Genomic DNA, 16,102 nt, shown 5'->3' on the forward strand with positions numbered 1-16,102 from the left:
TGTTAAACGCTTTCCGCAAGGCCGCTCAGGCCAGGCCGTTCTCAGCGGTCTCTGCCGGCGCGGTCCGGCCCGACATCCAGGCGGCGAAGAACGGGTCGAGGTCGACCCCGGTATAGGTCTGTGCCGCGGCCATCCAGTCCTCGACGCTCTCGGTGCCGCCCCGTGCCCAATCCCGGGAGAACCGGAAGAAGGCGTCGTCGCCCATCACGTTGCGCAAGGCCTGCAGGGTCATCGGGCCGCGGTAGTAGACGGCGTCGAAGAGATGCTGCTTACCGGGGTCGGTCATCGTGACCTCCCAGAAGTCTTGATTGTCCTTCACCCGGTCGTAGGTGCTGTGCAGGGCATCGTCGGCGCTCGGGCCGCCGGTGCGTTCGGTGCGCAGCCATTCCGAGAACGAGGCGTAGGCCTCACTGTTGAAGATGTCGTTCCATTGCTCGAGGGTCACCTTGCCGCCGAACCACATGTGCGCCAGTTCGTGGGTGATCAGATCCGCCCCATCGCCCTGGATGATCGAGCGCGCGTCGTAGACGGGGCGGGTCGCGGTCTCCAGACCGGCGAACCAGAGCTGATGGGCCGGCACCACGCCGCCGAACTGCTGGTACGGATAGCGGCCCCACATCGCTTCCAGATCGCGGATGATCTGCGCGCTGGTCGCCAGATTGGCGAATGCCCGTTTGCGGTCGTCGGCCGGCAGCTGGTCCGACACCGCATACACGTACCGACGACCGTCTGTGGTGCCCTGTCGGAGCTCGTACTGGCCGATCGACAGCAGTGCCTGGTAGCTGCTCATGGTCTGGTCGCAGACCCAATGCCAGGTGGCGAAATCCTGGTCGTTGTCGGCGTCGGAGCTGACCAGCCTGCCGTTGCTGATCACTTCCATCCCGGCCGGCACCCGTACCGAGACGTCGAAGCTGGCGGGGTCGGCCGGGTGGTCGTTGCCCGGATACCACCAGGCCGCACCCTCCGGCTCGCCGGCGGCGGTCACTTCGTCACCGGTGACCCACCACGGGGTGTCCTTGTCGATCTTGTGTTCGGCCGGCCGGCCACCGTAGGTGATCATCACCTCGAAGGCCGCGTTGTCCGCGATCGGGTCCTTCGGGGTGATCTTGACGTCGGTGGCATTGCTCCGTTCGAAATCGGCCTCCTCGTCGTCGACCGTGACGCTGTTGACCGGCAACATCAGATCGACGTAGAAGGACCGCAGCATCTTCGTCGAGCGGGCAGTGATCACCGCACTGCCGGTGAGGGTCTGACTCTTCGGGATCCATTCCAGGGATACGGTGTAGCGCTGCGCGTCGTAGCCGCCATTGCCGTAGTCGGGGTAGTAAGGATCGCCGACGCCGGAGCTGCCGTCGTACCGACCGCCGGGGTCGACGGGGGCCGTCGGATCGGATCTGTTCGGGCTGGTGATCCTGCTGATCAAGGAATCGGGGATCAGCGGAGCCACCACCAGACCGGCGATCATGATCAGCACGGTGGCGATGATCATGATGGTGGAGGGGAGGATGCGGCGACCGGTCCGGCGGACCGGCTGACTGGCCGGAGGTCCCCAGCTCGGACCAGGGCCTGCCGGCCGGCCGAAGGATCGGGGAGGCCGGTCCGCCGGCGGTCCGGCCGGCGGCTCAGCGCTCGACATGGGCCAACGACTTGAGATTGCGATCCAGGTGCCAGGTCGCGTACGCCGCGGTCAAGCCGCTGGCCTGCCGCACGGCGAACGGTTCGACCTCACGGGTGGCAGGCCAGTCGCCCTCCAACAGGGCGCCGAGCAGAGCCAGCGTCTCGGCGGCCGGACGTGCCGAACCCGACGGTCGGCAGATCTCACAGACCACGCCGCCGGCCGGAGCCGAGAAGGCCTGGTGTGGCCCGACGGTGCCGCAGCGGGCGCAGGGTCCGAAACTCGGGGCGTAGCCGGCCACCGCCAGCGACCGCAGCAGGTAGGAGTCCAGGATCATCGACGCCGGCCGGGGGCCGTCACTGGTGGAGCCCTGTTCCAACACCCGCAGCGCACCGACCAGCAGGCGATACTGCTGCAGCGCCGGTTCGCGCTCCTCGGCGACGAGCCGGTCGGCCATCTCCAGCATCGCCTCGCCGGCGGTGTAACGCGGGTAGTCGCCGATCAGCCGCTGGCCGAAGGAGTCGATGCTGACCACCTGGGTGACCACGTCGAGGGTGCGGCCCGCGGCGAGCTGGATGTCGATGTGACTGAACGGCTCCAGCCGGGCGCCGAACTTGGACGACGTCCGGCGTACGCCCTTTGCCACCGCCCGCAGCTTGCCGTTCTCCCGGGTGAGCATGGTGACGATCCGATCGGCTTCGCCCAACTTGTGGGTGCGCAGCACGACGGCCGCATCGCGATAGGTCGGCACACCTCCATTGTTCCTCATCCTGCGGACAACGCCGTCGGGGACGCGTTCCGTCGGCTCACCGACCGCGCCCGGTGCGCGGCGGCGGGGCGGACTTGGCAGGATGGGCGGGTGGAAACCGGCGGACGTGACGGCAGCGGCGATGGTCGCCGACCGCGCCGCCGCCTGCTGCGGGTGGCGGCGATCGCGTACACCGTCGTGATCGGCCTGGTCACCCTCACGCCGGGCGCGATCGACCCGAACCACCGCGGACCGATCGGCCGGCTGCTGGACCTGCTGGCCCGGCATCCGGTGACCGGCTGGCTGACCTTCGATCGGGTCGAGAAGCTGGCCAACGTCGCGATGTTCGTACCGTTCGGGTTCCTGCTGGCGTTGCTGGCCGGTCGCCGACGCTGGTGGGTCGGGCTGATCACCGGCGCGGTCTTCAGCTGTCTGATCGAGGGCATCCAGGGCACGCTGTTGGCCGCGACCCGGGTTGCCGACGTCAGCGACCTGATCACCAACACGATCGGTGCCGGGATCGGTGCCCTGGTGGCGATTGCGGTCACGACCCGTTCGGGCAGTCCGGAAGCTGAGATCGTGGCGCGTCAGTCGAGCGTCCTCGGTGCCGACCAGCAGGACCGCGACGGGTAGCCGGCGGCGCGCCGGTCGAGCTTTCCGATGGCGGCACGACCGGGATCTCCTATCCTGAGCGGGATGCCAGCATTCGACGCTCAGCCGCAGACGGCGCACTCGTCGGCCGCGTTCGACGGCAGGTTCGATGCCGCGCAGGAGATGATCAGGACCCAGCGACACCGCCGCGAGGAACCACTCCGCGATGGCGGTCGCTGGCCGGTCAGCGTGCTGTTGGCGCCCGATCCGGCGTCGACCGTCTCGGTGACCTTGGACCGGATGCTGGCCGAGGCGGTGGCATTCGCCGGCCCGGAACACTGGCGGACCGGTCGGCCCGGGACCGCACACCTGACCGTCCGTGCGTTGGAGTGGCGTCGCAACCAGGTCACTCCCGATGACCGTGCTGTGCAGCGCTATGCCGCCGCGATGAAGCGAGCAGCGAGGCGCCGACGCCTGGTTGGAAGCCGCCACCGGTGTGCGGGACATCTGGTACCTGAACCTCCTGCACTTCGCCGGACCGATCGCCGATCCGGACGGTCTGCTCGACTGGGTGGAGTCCCACCGGGAGACGTTCATCGGCACGATCACGATCGACGAATGTCGCTTGATCCGTTGGGATTATCGGGTGATCGACGGCCGCTACGACCTGCTGCCGGTGACGCTGGCGGCCAGCACCTTCACCCAGCCGAACCTCCGGTAGGACAGCAAGCTTCGTGTGAACCTCGCCGCCTTGAGTGTGTGATCGACTTGCTGGGGACGTCGTCCACAACCGTTCAGCCGGTGGATCCCGCGAATTCGCGATCTCAGCAGCCGTCCTTGAGTCCACGCACGCTTGGAACGTTCGAATGGGCCGCGATGAGATCGCGTATTCGCGGGGTGCCGGGTGAGCGATCGAGCCGGCCTACAGCGAGCCCAAGTCCTTGCGCATCAGCGTGTACATCATGGTGGAGGTCGTGACGGAGCCGTATTCGGCTACCGGATCCCAGGTGCTGGTTTCACGGCCGTGGGCGACATAGCCGAGACGCTCATAGAGAGCGCGGGCCCGTACGTTCGGTTCGTCGACACCAAGTTCCGCGCGACCTACCCCGCGCGCCCTCATTCGCTGTTCGAGCGCGTTGATGAGAATCCTCCCGATCCCGCACGACCGCAAGGCCGGGTGGACCGACAGCTGCCACAGCGTTCCCGCGCCCGGGATCTCGTTGTAGATCGCGCCACCCAACGCGACTGGCACCTCCGATGGTGGGCACACGACGAGATAGTCGACCTCGCCACGGTGGACAGGCTCGGATCGATATGTTCGACAACAACGTGATCAGTGCACACAACGTGCTCCAGGCTGCCGGGGACCTTGGTGTGCGGCGAGTGGTGTACGCCTCGAGCGAGATGGCGACCGGCCTGCTCACCGAAGGGGTAGTTCCGTCGCAGATCCCGTTCGACGAGTCCGAGAGACGGCCGTCGCCGAACGCCTATGCCTTGAGCAAGTACATCAGTGAAGTGATCGCCGAGACGCTTGTGCTGGCTCATCCACAAACTGCCTGGGTAGGGCTGCGGATCAATGGCCGAGCACTACGACAGCTTTGCCGACTTCGCCGCGGACTACGTCGATCCGCAGTCCGCGTTCGACTGTACGAAGATGCGCACGTTGGTCGGCTGGACCCCGCCCCACAGCTGGCGAGACCAGCTGGACTGACGCGGTTGAAGATCAGACGCGCTCCGCAGGCCCGGATGTGGAGCTGACAACGTCGCCGATGGCGACAGCGGGGAAGACGTTGGTGTAGTTGGCGACGTCGGCTCTGATCTTGCCGGTCGCGGTGGCCGCCGCCCAGGCTTCGGCGTTCGACACCAGTGTCCAACCGATCGCCTCGTACGGGCCGCTGGTGATCTTGTCGGCGCCCCAGCCGTGACAGTCATTGCCGAGTGTGGCGGCGAGCATCGGCATGTGTGTCGACGTGTAATAGTCCATGTCGAAGGTCGACTCGGCGGTCTTCGGATAGAGGAACGTCACCCGGATCATTCGCCGAGTATCGCACGGTGAATTCCACTGGCCGGGCTCGCCGCCGCGACGTACGGTGATCCTCGATGATCACCGATCCGTTGCCCGCCGGCGAGTTCGTGGCCGAGCTGTTCGGCTGGTCGTCGCCGTTGGCGATGACGCTCGCGGGTGAAGGGCACATGGGCCGGATCTGGCACCTGGAGACCGGTGCCGGATCGTATGCCGTGAAGGAACTCCATTGGGCGCGGGACGTTGCCAAGGAGGAAGCTGCCGTCACTCGTCAGGTCGCCTTCTGTGATGCGGCTCGAGCCGCCGGCGTGCGAGCACCGGGAAGTCTGCGCACCGTTGACGGTCGGTATGTGACCGCGTTGCCGATCGAGCATGGCGGTCGGCTGGTCCGGGCCTACGAGTGGGTTGACGCTCGACCACTTGATGAGTCCGACCGTGCGGTGTCGGCGTGGGTCGGGGAGACCACCGCGATCATCGAAGGTCTCGCCCACCCGGTGGGCGATCAGGACCTCGATGCGTGGTTCACAACCCCGCCGTCGGCCGACCACTGGTCAGACCTGGTCGAACGGTGCGACGCCGCCGGCCAGCCGTGGGCGGGGATGCTTCGTGACGTGGTGCCGGGACTGCTCGCTCTTGCGGATCGGTTGGAGATGCCGGCGGACGAAGACTTGATCATCGCGCACACCGACTTCACCCGCCAGAACGTGCTGGTCGAGCCGGACGGGCGGTTCGTGCTGTTGGATTGGGACGACGCGTGCCCGGCGACGCCGAGCCGGACCCTCGGGCAGGTGATCAACAACTGGCACATCGGTCGGTCCGTCGTTGATCTTGAAGGACTCCGGCAGACGATGCGTGGCTACCGGGACGCCGGCGGCACGGCCGAGATCAGGACCGTCGCCGACCTCGGCGATTCGATCTGCGCCTTTCTGAACCACCTTGCGTCCCAGGCGAACCTGTCGCTGGACCGTGAGCAGCCCGCTGCCCACACCGAGGGTGCCAGCCGCCGAATGCCCGGCCTGTTGCAACATCCGACACTCGACATCTACGCCGAAGCCGTACGAGCAGCGGCGGCGCTCTGAAGAACCCGCGACGGTGGTCGTCCCACGGTCTACGTTGAGGTCATGGACTATGCAGAGTTGCCGGTCGATGAGTGTCTGCTGGGCGGGGACGGTGAAATGCTGTGTTTCGCCCTGGATCGGGCGCGGAAGGAGTTCGCCTGGAAGACCGGCGGTCTCGATGCGATACAGCTTCGCCATCGGATTCCTACCTCGACCATGACCTTGGCCGGGCTGATCAAACACCTGGCGTTCGTCGAGGACGGGTTCACCGCCATGGCCCAAGGCCGCCCGTCCGGACATCTCCAGGAGCAGCAGCCGGCCGACGCACCCGACGAGTGGGAATCGGCGTTGACCGAGGAGCCGGACGCGCTGTACGCGGTGTGGTACGGCGCAATCGAACGATCACGGAACGCCTGGGCCGAGATGATCAAGAATGGCGGACTGGACACGATCGTTGACGATCCGGACCCGGCGTGGAACAAGAATCGGCGGCGGATCCTCGTCGACCTGTTGGAGGAGAACCTGATCCACCTCGGTCATGTCGATCTCCTGCGGGAGGCGGTCGACGGCCGCCGCGGACACGGCTGGCCGGAGTAGTGACACAGGGCCGGCGAGCAGACGGTCAGCGGAGGCGGGTCACTCGGACGTAGTCGAAGGCGGACGTGTAGCCGGACCCGGACATCGAGACCAATCCGATCTTGGTGTCGGCGGTAGTGTCCTGTCGCCAGGTCGCGCCCTTCACCCAGTCATCACCGTCGAGGCTGCTGAAGGCGGTGTAGCAGGTGGTCGAGCCGCAGCTGCGCGCGACGAGGCGCAGATAGGTCCAGTCACCGACGGGCCCGACGACGCCGTTTCCGTAGCTGGGGTATCCCGGCTCCGGGTCGACGTGCTTGCCGATCTCGGTCTGCCGGGTCGCACCGATCGAGACCGACACCAGCTTCAGGTACGTCGCGTCGCTGTTGTAGATCATCATTCCGCCCTGCACGTAGTTGTGCACCGTCGTGTCGTCCGGCGTGTTCACCGCGACCTTGGTCTCGACCATGTAGTCCCCGGACGGTGCCTTCTCGGTCAGCACGGACGCCAGCGTCGAGGCCGGCGGCTGGATGTCGGCGGGCTGGGTCTGCCACCGCAGGCTGCCGCCACCGACGCTGTAGCTGTCGGCGGCAGGTTCCCTGACCCAGCTCCAGCGGCTGCTCAATTGGCTGCCGCTGAAGTCATCGGACAGGCCCGGGATGGGGCGGCCGGGTTGCGGTTCGTGCAGCGGCTGTGGCTGGTAGGCCTCGCGTTGGCCGGGCCGGGCGGCCGGGGCCGGTTGTGCCGTGTCCGACGGGCCGCTGCCGGAACGGACCGACGGCCAGCCGTCGACCCAATCGACGGGATCGATCAGGCCGGGACGCTTGGTGTAGCCGACCGCGTCCTGATAGTAGGGATCGTTCACGTCGATGCCGTGATAGATCATCCAGTCCTGGCCGGCGTCGTCGGTGAGCATCGTGTTGTGCCCGACGCCGACCCAGCGGTTCCCGTTCTGCGCCACGACCGGGGTGCCACCGACCCGGGGTGCGGTGATGGCACGTCCGGTGGCATCCCGGAAGGTGCCCAGCAGCGTCTTGGACCGGGCCGCGAAGACGGTGTAGCCGGTGAGCGGACCGTTGCAACAGTTGGTCGAGGAGGCCAGCAGATACCACCAGGCGCCATGCCGGGTGAGGTAAGCACCCTCGTAGCGGTCGCCGACCGCGAGCCGCTGCTCCGAGGCAGGATCACTGGTGGTTCCGTCCGCGCTCAGCCTGCGGATCCACAGGCCGCCGCCGAATCCGCCGTACGCGATGTAGTTCTGGCCGTTCTCGGTGACCACCTCGGGGTCGATGGTCGATCGGCGGGAGTCGGTGCCCGGGATGTTCGACGGCTCGACCACGGGGGTCTGCGAGACGGTGAACGGTCCGGCCGGCGTCGGACCCGTGGCAACGCCGATCGCGGCGCCGGCTCCGGGCAGATTCGTGTTGGAGACGGCGAAGTAGAGCCGATAGCCGTCTGAGGTCTTGACGATGTCCGGCGCCCAGATGCCGGCACCGGTTGCCGCATACGACGGGGACGTCGGGAACGAGGCGTGCAGCCAGGTCCAGTGCACCAGGTCGGTGGAGCGATAGATCGGGAGCAGGCCCGGCTCCGGCCCGCCGGGTGCGTCGGTGCCGCGATCGCTGGTGCAGAAGAGATACCAAGCGGTGTCGGATCCGCTGCCTCGGATGACGTCCGGATCGGCGCAACTGGCGGCGTGGAAGCCGCCGGGCAGGTTCAGCGTCATCGGATTCGTGTACGTCCCGGGTCGCTGAACCGTCGGGGCGACCTGCGGCTGGGGTGCGGCAGCGGACACCGCGGGATGGGACAACCCGAAGCCGGCGATCGCGGCCACGGCGGTGAGGATGGCGGCGGCGCGACGGAGTCGGCGCCCGGAACGGGGGAGGATACGCATGCTCAGCTCCAGTGATGAGTCAAGACGGACCATTAGCGCGCCCTGACGAGCCACCGATGGGCGCGGGTTGAGTCTGGCCCTACCTTCCATCGTTGTAAAGAGGCTTCAGGGATCTGGTGTGGACCTCTGCAGGAGCTCTCGTCGCTGTTCGGCAGCGTTTGTCATGTCCTCGGCGAGGAGCCGGAAGAAGTCACTGGTTCGGCGGAGCCGAGCACCTGCCGGTGTCGAAGCGCCGAGGATGGCGGTGCCTTCGTCGGCTGCTGTCGCCCACAGCATGATCGACCTGGTGCTGGCCAGCCAGGTGCGATACCAGGCGTCGTCCTCGATCACGTATCGCTCGCGCCGGGTGCCGCTGTGGCGGTCGCGGGTGATCAGTTCGAGTTGTTCCAGGTAGCCGACGGCCTTGGAGATCGACGCCGGACTGACCCGGAGGCGTTCGGTGAGCTCCGCGGCAGTGAAGGCGCCGTCGTCGCTGGTGAACAGACAGCCGAACACCTTGGCCGACATCGGCGGCAGCCCGGTTCGGATCATCAGCGCGGTGAACTCCTCGGTGAAGTCGCCGACCGCCGCCGGATCCCGACCGTACGCCGCCGCTTCCGGTCGCCGCGCCGCCGAACCGCCCGTTCCCGTGCGTCGCGCTCGTCGCCGGGTCGCCTGCTGCGCGGCCGCGGCTCGATAGCCGTCGGGCCCGCCGTTGCGTTCCAGTTCGCGGTTGATCGTCGACCGTGGCCGGCCGAGTCGGCGGGCGATCTCGGCCCGGCCGACGCCACGGCGGAGCCAGCTCGCGATCTGTTGTCGATCATGGAGGGTCAGACGACCGCCGGGCATGGCTGGCTCCTCATCTCGAGATGCGTTCATCGACAAGTCATTGCAACAATCTAGCCAGGGCGTGTTGCAACGACCGTTCATCATTGCAACGATATCGCGTTATTCATCGAGTGATTAGGGCCACGTTCTCTACTGTTGTGATCGGAGATGCGAGTAGCTTTCGCAGCAAGGAAAGATTCTGGAGAAGGGTCGCGTGAGATGAAGGTTTGTCTGGTCACCGGGGCATCGTCCGGGATCGGGATGGCGACGGCACTCGATCTGTTGGCGGCCGGTCACGTCGTCTACGGCGCCGCCCGCAGGGTGCAGAAGATGGAGCCGATCACGGCCGCCGGCGGCCACGTCCTCGCGTTGGATGCCCGATCCGACGGCGATCTCGAGCAAGCAGTCGCAACGATCATCGCCGAGCAGGGACGCATCGACGTCTTGATCAACAACGCCGGGACGGTGCTGCACGGTGCCGTCGAGGACGTCCCGCTCGATCTTGCCCGCGATCAGTTCGAGGTCAACCTCTTCGCGCCGGCTCGACTCGCTCAACTCGTGCTGCCGCAGATGCGCGCACAACGTTCCGGCACGATCATCAACGTGTCCTCGATCGGTGGCGAGATCGCGCTACCGCTCGGATCCTGGTACTACGCGGCCAAGCACGCGCTGGAGGCGTTCTCCGACACGCTCCGGATGGAGGTCAAGCCGTTCGGCATCGACGTGGCGATCATCCAGCCGGGCATCATCCGGACCGAGTTCGAGGATCAGACCTCGGCCCAGATCCTGGAGTTCTCCGGTGACGGCCCCTACCGCCAGTTGGCCACGGCGATGGCGAAGAGCGCCGAAGGAGGTCTGGCCGGCGGCTCCGATCCGGCCGTCGTCGCCGAGGTGATCCGAGAGGCGATCGAGTCCGAACAGCCGCAGACCCGCTACCCGGTCGGCTGGCTGGCCGACCGACTCCTCGAACTCAACCGGACGCTGCCGGACCGCGAGTTCGATGCCATGGTGACCCGGGTTGCCGAGTAGCGGGCTGGGATCCGTCGCCCCCGTAGCTGAGGCGGTCGTTGCCGCGGACGATCTTGGAGATGTCGCGTCTACCAAGGGACGGGGCCGCTGTCTCGTCGGTAGCCGCCGGTCTCGGTCGATGCGGTGGTAGCGAGCTCGATCACGATCCTGGCCCCCTCGGCGGGAGTGCGGGTCACGTCGGCCCGCCCGCTGCGACCGAGCGCGGTCGCCGTGGGGCCGGGATCGGCGGCGTTGACGAGGATGCCCTCCTCTCGCAACTGTTTGGCGTACTGGACGGTGATCTGATTGAGCGCGGCCTTGGACGGCGGATATCCGAGCCATCCAGGCAGACCGCTGAAGTAGTGATCCGGATCGCTCATCAGGGCAAGGGATCCGATGCTGGAGGAGAGGTTGATGATCCGAGCGCGTTCGGATCGCCGCAGCAGCGGCAGCATGGCCTCGGTGACGGCAACGACACCGAACACGTTCGTCTCGAAGACGGCGCGGACGGCATCGAGCTCGGCCGTCCCCGCGGTCTGCAGGCTCGGCTCTCCCGGCGTTCCGGCGTTGTTGACCAGCACGTCCAGCCGTCCGGCGCTCCGCTGCACGCTTGCGGCGGCTCGTTCGATGCTGCCCGGGTCTGTCACGTCGAGCTGTACGTCGCGGACATCCAGCCCCTGCGCTCGCAGTGACGCCGCGCGCTCCCGGGCGGCATCGGCGTCGCGGGCGCCCAGGAATACCGTCATCCCGGTCCGGGCCAATCCCTCCACTGCGGCATATCCGATGCCGCGGTTGGCGCCGGTGATCAGAGCCACGGGGGGAGTCGGTTCTCCAGGCATAGTCGTTGCCGCCTCTCGGTTCGAATTGGAGGTATCGTCCAATTGACAGCTTACGGCTTACTTGGAGGGAAATTCCATCTGTGATCGCTTCTGCTTCACGGATCGATGGCCGTCGCCGCCGCGAATCGCTGCTGGATGCCGCGCTGGCGTGCTTCGGCGAGGCGGGTGTGATGGCGACCGGCATCGAGCAGATCCGTCGGCGCGCGGGTGCCAGCCCGTCGAGCGTCTACCACCATTTCAAGGGTCTTGACGACTTGAGCGCGGCGCTGCTCCTGCGCACCTTCGAGCGGGCGATCGGCCACATCACTGACCAGGTTCGGAGCACCAGCGTTGCCGCCGACGCGGTCCGCGTCCTGGTCCGCTCGTATCTGGAATGGGCCTTCGCGCATCCCGACGAGGCGAGGTACATGTACCAGGCGACTGCCGTCGAGCTCAGCGGATCGCGTCAGCACGACGTGCTGCTGGCCAAGGCGCAGCTCTACGAGCCCCTTTTCGCGCAGCTCGAAGAATTCGCAGTCGAAGGGACGCTGCCGCCATGGCCCGGGTCGGCGATCATTGCCGTCGCGCTCGGACCCAGCCACGACGTCTGCCGTCAGCTCCTTGCGGGCGGCGACGTCGACACGGACTGGGCACTCGGCGAGCTCCCTGAAGTCGCCTGGCGTTCACTAGGGCGCGTCGCTAAATCCGGGTAAGGGGCAAGGGCAGTCGGTGTCACCAGGACGGCTGGGTCCATTCCGGATGAACCCTGCGCATCGCCACACCGTCGTCACGATCCCGGATCGGCGAGCCCGCCCAACGTTGATGCAAGCGCTGCAACGAATCCCGGTCCAACTCGATCCCCAGACCGGGGGTGCCGGTGACCGGCAGCTTGCCGTCGGCGAAGACGTGCGGCGTGGTGATCACATCCTCGGTCTGCCACGGCCGGTGAGTGTCGCAGGCATAGCGCAGGGTCGGGATGGTCGAGGCGACCTGGGTCATCGCGGCCAGGCTGATCCCGAGGTGGGTGTTGGAGTGCATCGACAGGCCGACATCGAAGGCATCGCAGATCGCCGCCAGGTCCTGAGTGGCGCGCAGGCCGCCCCAGTAGTGGTGATCTGACAGCACCACCTGGACAGCGTCGGTGCGGAACGCTTCGCTGATCTCTTCGGTCGAGGTGACACACATGTTCGTCGCCAGCGGCAGCGACGTGCCCCGCGCGACCTCGGCCATCTGTGCGGTGCCGGTGGTCGGGTCCTCCAGGTATTCCGCGATCGACTCCAACTCGGCGGCGACCCGCAGACTGGTCGCTACCGACCAGGCACCGTTGGGATCCAGCCGCACCGGTCGGCCGGGGAACGCTTCGGCCAGAGCCTTCGTCGCGGCGACCTCCTGATCGGGCGGGAAGACGCCGCCCTTCAGTTTGAACGAGGTGAAGCCGTAGTCGCGGACCATTCGCCGGGCCTGCTGCACCACCTGATCGGGGTCGAGTGCAGCGCCCCAGTCGTCGTGCGGGACGTCCGATCCGTAGCCGTCCGGATGCTCGGCCCAGCGGTAGAACAGGTAGGCGCTGAAATCGACGTCGTCGCGAACCTTGCCGCCGAGCAGCGCGTGCACCGGCAACCCGGCCAGGTGTCCGAGGGCGTCATAGATCGCGACCTCGAACGCCGAGGCGACGCTGCAGGCGATCTTGTTCAGGCTTCGCGGTCCGCGCAGACCGCCGGCGTCGACTGCAGCGTCCACTCGCTGCAGCTCGACCGACTCGGTGCGCGCTCGGACCCTGCCCCGCAGGCCGTTCACCGACAGCGGGGACCCGACAAGTTCGGGGGCGAAGGCCTGCGCGACGGACAGGTAGTCGGTGTCACCGTAGGTCTCGCCGACACCGATCTCACCGGTGTCGGTCTCCACCTCGATGATCGCGCGCGGTGCGTACGGTGCGTGGACGCCCTGGATGTTCAATAGCGGCGGATCGGCGATCAGGATCGGGGTCACTCGTACCTGGGTGATCTTGCTGTTGATCTTGGCGCTGATCTCGACGGTGTTCTCAGTCATGATCATCTTCACCTGACTTGGTCGATCAAGGCGACCAGCTCATGGTCGTCGGACGGTCGGAGGTCGATCAGTGGTGGTCGGACCGGGCCGGCGGGACGGCCGACGGCACGCATCCCGGCCTTGACGATACTGACCGCATATCCCTTGCCCCGGTTGCGGATCGCGACGTAGGGCAGCACGAAGTCGGTAAGCAGACGATAGACCGTTTCATGATCGTCCTCGGTCACTGCTCGGTAGAAGTCCAGCGCGAACTCGGGCAGGAAGTTGAAGATCGCGGAGGAGTAGGTGCTCAGTCCGAGCTGCTTGTACGGCAGGGCGAACACCTCTGCGGTCGGCAGCCCACCGACGTAGATCAGCCGATCCCGCAGTCGGGCATAGATCTGGGTCATCTGTTCCAGATCACCGATACCGTCTTTGAGTCCGATCAGGTTGGGGCAGTCATCGGCCAGTCGGGCAACGGTCTCGGCGGAGTAGCGGGCGTTGCCGCGGTTGTAGATGATCACGCCCAGTGAGGTCGCCGCACAGACGGCGCGGACGTGATCAGCAAGCCCGCCCTGCTCGCTCTCGGTGAGATACGGCGGGAACAGTAGGATCCCGTCGGCGCCGGCGGTCTCGGCCGACCGGGCCAGCTCGATCGCGGTGCCGGTGTCCCGTCCGGATGGGGCGAGGATGGGCAGGCCCGCGGGTGCGGACTGCACCGCCGCCCGGACGACGTCGGTCACGTCGGCCGGGGTCAGCGAGAAGAACTCTCCGGTGCCGCCGGCGGCGAACAGCCCAGCCACCGGATGATCGGCGAGGTGGGTGATGTTCGCCCGATATCCCTCCTCGTCGAACGAGTGATCCTGGTTGAAATGCGTCACCGGGAAGGACAGCAGCCCTGTCGGCAGCCGCGCGGCCAGGTCCGCGGGGGCATAGGAGGTCATGGATCCGACCGTACGGACGCCTGTGGTGCACGTCCAACACCGGTTCGGCATGGACTGATGCCGCCCGCGCATCAACCGGTCGCCCTGTCAGTGCCGGCAACCAGGATGGCGATATGAGTCGACGGTTCAGCGGTTGGCCGGTCACGGCATTCGACGTCCTCCTGGAACTGGACGGCGATCCGCCCGCGGCAGTGCGCGAGGACTGCCGCGAGGACCGTGAGCAGCTGGTCCGGGCACCGATGATCGCGTTGCTGCAAGACCTGGCCGACGCCGACGACGATTACGACGACTTCACCGTCGAGGGATACGTTTCGCCCTACTACGGGCGATGGCAGCATCAGTACGCGACGATCCGGATCGCCCGATACGTCGCCATCGATCTGGCGTTCGACCTCGACGGCCTCCGGCTGTCCGCCCGGTGGTGGCCGGCCGACGCCGATCAACGGGACCGATACCGAGCGGCGGTCGACGACAACCGCAGTGGCAGCGAGCTTGCCGACATCGTGGTGACGCTGCAGCGCCGTGGGTGTCGGATCAGCGGCGACCTCATGAAACGGACCCCGCGAGACTATTGTGCCGATCATCCCCGCGGCGAGCTGTTGCGCCGCCGGTCGCTCATCTGCGAACTCCCACTCGGTTGTGAGGAATGGCTGCACACGCCGGAAGTCGTCGAGCGGGTCCTGGCCGCAGCGGCGGAGCTGGAACCGCTGACCTCCTGGCTCGCCACCCACGTCGCTCTTCATCAGCCGGCACGGTCGGGGCGCCGGCTCAATCCGTAGCGCTCGTCCGTCGGCCCGGCGGTAGTCTCGTCGCCGTGCCGAGACGAGAACCGAAGAGTCGTCGTTCACCTCGACCTGGGCAGGTCGAGCCACCCAAGCCGCATCCGTCCGGCGCACGGCCGCCGGCCATCCCGGCCGACAAGCTGCCGCAACATGTCGCAATCGTGATGGACGGCAACGGCCGCTGGGCCAAGGCGCGCAACCTGCCGCGGACCGACGGGCACGCCGCGGGGGAGGCGTCACTGTTCGACGTGATCGAGGGCGCCATCGAGGTCGGGGTGAAGTATCTGTCGGCCTACGCGTTCTCCACCGAGAACTGGCGCCGGTCGCCCGACGAGGTGCGCTGGTTGATGGGCTTCAACCGGGACGTCATCCATCGCCGCCGCGACGAGCTCGACGCGATGGGGGTGAGGATCCGCTGGGCCGGTCGCCGACCCCGGTTGTGGCGCAGCGTGATCAACGAACTGGAGTCGGCCGAGGAGCAGTCCGACGGCAATGACGTGCTGACCCTGCAATTCTGTGTGAACTACGGAGGCCGCGCGGAGATCGTCGATGCGACTCGACGGATCGCTGCCGAGGCAGCTGCCGGCCGGCTCCATCCGGACAAGATCACCGAAGATCGTTTCCGCCGGTTCCTGGACGAGCCGGAGATTCCCGATGTCGATCTTTTCGTCCGGTCGTCGGGTGAGCAGCGGACCTCGAACTTCCTGCTCTGGCAGTCCGCCTACGCCGAGCTGGTGTTCCTTGATCAACTCTGGCCGGACTTCGATCGCCGCGACCTGTGGCGGGCGATCGAGCTGTATGCGTCCCGGGAACGTCGCTACGGCGGCGCGATCCCGAACGCGACCGGCGACGGCCGGCACGCCGCCGAACAGGCCCAGGCTGCAGCCCTGATCGAGATCTTCAACGCCGCGATCGGCGACGGCGACTGGGCGGCGTTCCTCGAGCGTTTCGCCGACGATGCGGTGCTGAGCTTCGCCGGGCTGGGCGACGGAGATGGGCCGGGTCCGTTCCGGGGCCGGAACGCGATTGCCACGGCGTACCGGGACAATCCGCCGGACGACACCCTGCGGGTGCTGGATTCCCGGCATCAGGAGGGATCATCGGTGATCACCTTCGCCTGGTCCCGTGGCGGGACCGGGGCGATGCGGCTGCGCTGGGCGCAGGACGGTCGACTGGCCGAACAGCACGTCCGGTTCCATCCCGAACCCTGAGG

The 16,102-nt window shown here is 67.1% G+C and carries 18 protein-coding genes and 2 pseudogenes; 11 read left to right on the forward strand and 9 right to left on the reverse strand.

Translation table 11 applies throughout. From position 1 onward, the window contains the following. Positions 1 to 25: 25 nt before the first annotated feature. Positions 26 to 1,489 (reverse strand): M1 family metallopeptidase, encoded by a 1,464-nt coding sequence (locus BLU38_RS23770; RefSeq protein WP_157683661.1) that lies wholly within the window; start codon positions 1,487 to 1,489, stop codon positions 26 to 28. A gap of 133 nt (positions 1,490 to 1,622) precedes the next feature. After that, the gene (gene recO / locus BLU38_RS23775) at positions 1,623 to 2,366 is read right to left on the reverse strand and encodes a DNA repair protein RecO (protein ID WP_091528125.1); all 744 of its coding nucleotides are present in this window, start codon (positions 2,364 to 2,366) and stop codon (positions 1,623 to 1,625) included. A 108-nt stretch (positions 2,367 to 2,474) separates the two neighbouring features. Here recO and BLU38_RS23780 point away from each other — a divergent pair, with 108 nt between their 5' ends. Both BLU38_RS23780 and BLU38_RS23790 read left to right on the forward strand, forming a co-directional pair. Next, positions 2,475 to 2,996 (forward strand): VanZ family protein, encoded by a 522-nt coding sequence (locus BLU38_RS23780; RefSeq protein ID WP_197679830.1) that lies wholly within the window; start codon positions 2,475 to 2,477, stop codon positions 2,994 to 2,996. Between the two features lie 436 nt (positions 2,997 to 3,432). Continuing rightward, complete coding sequence (locus tag BLU38_RS23790) at positions 3,433 to 3,675, forward strand: hypothetical protein (RefSeq protein ID WP_091528130.1); 243 nt, start codon at positions 3,433 to 3,435, stop codon at positions 3,673 to 3,675. A gap of 201 nt (positions 3,676 to 3,876) precedes the next feature. On the opposite strand, the gene BLU38_RS23795 is transcribed toward BLU38_RS23790, so the two are convergent. Then, positions 3,877 to 4,194 (reverse strand): GNAT family N-acetyltransferase, encoded by a 318-nt coding sequence (locus tag BLU38_RS23795; protein ID WP_231920006.1) that lies wholly within the window; start codon positions 4,192 to 4,194, stop codon positions 3,877 to 3,879. 74 nt (positions 4,195 to 4,268) lie between these two features. Between BLU38_RS23795 and BLU38_RS32425 the strand changes: the two are divergent. After that, positions 4,269 to 4,514, forward strand: a pseudogene (locus BLU38_RS32425) (NAD-dependent epimerase/dehydratase family protein); the annotation flags it as partial. Positions 4,515 to 4,530: 16 nt separating this feature from the next. Continuing rightward, positions 4,531 to 4,665, forward strand: coding sequence for a hypothetical protein (locus BLU38_RS32095; RefSeq protein WP_269458133.1), 135 nt, complete (start codon positions 4,531 to 4,533; stop codon positions 4,663 to 4,665). A gap of 12 nt (positions 4,666 to 4,677) precedes the next feature. Here the strand turns inward: BLU38_RS32095 and BLU38_RS23805 are convergent, their stop codons facing one another. Then, the gene (locus tag BLU38_RS23805) at positions 4,678 to 4,989 is read right to left on the reverse strand and encodes an EthD family reductase (RefSeq protein ID WP_091528136.1); all 312 of its coding nucleotides are present in this window, start codon (positions 4,987 to 4,989) and stop codon (positions 4,678 to 4,680) included. 65 nt (positions 4,990 to 5,054) lie between these two features. Between BLU38_RS23805 and BLU38_RS23810 the strand changes: the two genes are divergently transcribed. Together BLU38_RS23810 and BLU38_RS23815 are read left to right on the forward strand one after the other, a co-directional pair. After that, positions 5,055 to 6,056 carry a phosphotransferase enzyme family protein gene (locus tag BLU38_RS23810; protein WP_091528139.1) on the forward strand — a complete coding sequence of 334 codons (1,002 nt, stop codon included), beginning with the start codon at positions 5,055 to 5,057 and terminating at the stop codon, positions 6,054 to 6,056. Positions 6,057 to 6,098: 42 nt separating this feature from the next. Continuing rightward, a complete protein-coding gene (locus BLU38_RS23815; protein WP_091528142.1) occupies positions 6,099 to 6,632 on the forward strand; it encodes a mycothiol transferase in 534 nt (177 codons plus the stop codon). Positions 6,633 to 6,657: 25 nt separating this feature from the next. Here the strand turns inward: BLU38_RS23815 and BLU38_RS23820 are convergent, their stop codons facing one another. Both BLU38_RS23820 and BLU38_RS23825 read right to left on the reverse strand, forming a co-directional pair. Beyond that, positions 6,658 to 8,502 (reverse strand): family 43 glycosylhydrolase, encoded by a 1,845-nt coding sequence (locus BLU38_RS23820; RefSeq protein ID WP_157683664.1) that lies wholly within the window; start codon positions 8,500 to 8,502, stop codon positions 6,658 to 6,660. Between the two features lie 105 nt (positions 8,503 to 8,607). Then, positions 8,608 to 9,330, reverse strand: a complete 723-nt coding sequence (locus BLU38_RS23825; protein WP_091528148.1) for a GbsR/MarR family transcriptional regulator — start codon at positions 9,328 to 9,330, stop codon at positions 8,608 to 8,610. Positions 9,331 to 9,528: 198 nt separating this feature from the next. Here BLU38_RS23825 and BLU38_RS23830 point away from each other — a divergent pair, with 198 nt between their 5' ends. Further along, positions 9,529 to 10,338 (forward strand): oxidoreductase, encoded by an 810-nt coding sequence (locus BLU38_RS23830; RefSeq protein ID WP_091528151.1) that lies wholly within the window; start codon positions 9,529 to 9,531, stop codon positions 10,336 to 10,338. A gap of 68 nt (positions 10,339 to 10,406) precedes the next feature. Here BLU38_RS23830 and BLU38_RS23835 read toward each other — a convergent pair whose 3' ends face one another. Further along, positions 10,407 to 11,132 carry an SDR family NAD(P)-dependent oxidoreductase gene (locus BLU38_RS23835; protein ID WP_231920007.1) on the reverse strand — a complete coding sequence of 242 codons (726 nt, stop codon included), beginning with the start codon at positions 11,130 to 11,132 and terminating at the stop codon, positions 10,407 to 10,409. 104 nt (positions 11,133 to 11,236) lie between these two features. Here BLU38_RS23835 and BLU38_RS23840 point away from each other — a divergent pair, with 104 nt between their 5' ends. Beyond that, positions 11,237 to 11,848, forward strand: a complete 612-nt coding sequence (locus tag BLU38_RS23840) for a TetR/AcrR family transcriptional regulator (protein ID WP_197679831.1) — start codon at positions 11,237 to 11,239, stop codon at positions 11,846 to 11,848. Between the two features lie 19 nt (positions 11,849 to 11,867). Here BLU38_RS23840 and BLU38_RS23845 read toward each other — a convergent pair whose 3' ends face one another. Together BLU38_RS23845 and kdgD are read right to left on the reverse strand one after the other, a co-directional pair. Continuing rightward, complete coding sequence (locus BLU38_RS23845) at positions 11,868 to 13,184, reverse strand: glucarate dehydratase family protein (protein ID WP_197679832.1); 1,317 nt, start codon at positions 13,182 to 13,184, stop codon at positions 11,868 to 11,870. 8 nt (positions 13,185 to 13,192) lie between these two features. Then, positions 13,193 to 14,107 (reverse strand): 5-dehydro-4-deoxyglucarate dehydratase, encoded by a 915-nt coding sequence (gene kdgD, locus BLU38_RS23850; protein WP_091528156.1) that lies wholly within the window; start codon positions 14,105 to 14,107, stop codon positions 13,193 to 13,195. 113 nt (positions 14,108 to 14,220) lie between these two features. On the opposite strand from kdgD, the gene BLU38_RS23855 reads away from it, so the two are divergent. The 3 genes and pseudogenes from BLU38_RS23855 to BLU38_RS31865 all read left to right on the forward strand — a co-directional run bounded on the left by BLU38_RS23855 (position 14,221) and on the right by BLU38_RS31865 (position 16,100). Then, on the forward strand, positions 14,221 to 14,886 hold the full coding sequence (locus BLU38_RS23855; protein WP_091528159.1) for a DUF2461 family protein: 666 nt from the start codon (positions 14,221 to 14,223) through the stop codon (positions 14,884 to 14,886). Positions 14,887 to 14,921: 35 nt separating this feature from the next. Continuing rightward, positions 14,922 to 15,728 (forward strand): annotated as a pseudogene (locus BLU38_RS23860) (isoprenyl transferase); the annotation flags it as partial. Then, positions 15,720 to 16,100, forward strand: a complete 381-nt coding sequence (locus tag BLU38_RS31865; RefSeq protein WP_331715086.1) for a nuclear transport factor 2 family protein — start codon at positions 15,720 to 15,722, stop codon at positions 16,098 to 16,100. The pseudogene BLU38_RS23860 and the gene BLU38_RS31865, both read left to right, overlap by 9 nt. Positions 16,101 to 16,102: the final 2 nt, after the last annotated feature.

The sequence above is a fragment of the Microlunatus soli genome, assembly GCF_900105385.1.
Lineage (GTDB): Bacteria > Actinomycetota > Actinomycetes > Propionibacteriales > Propionibacteriaceae > Microlunatus > Microlunatus soli.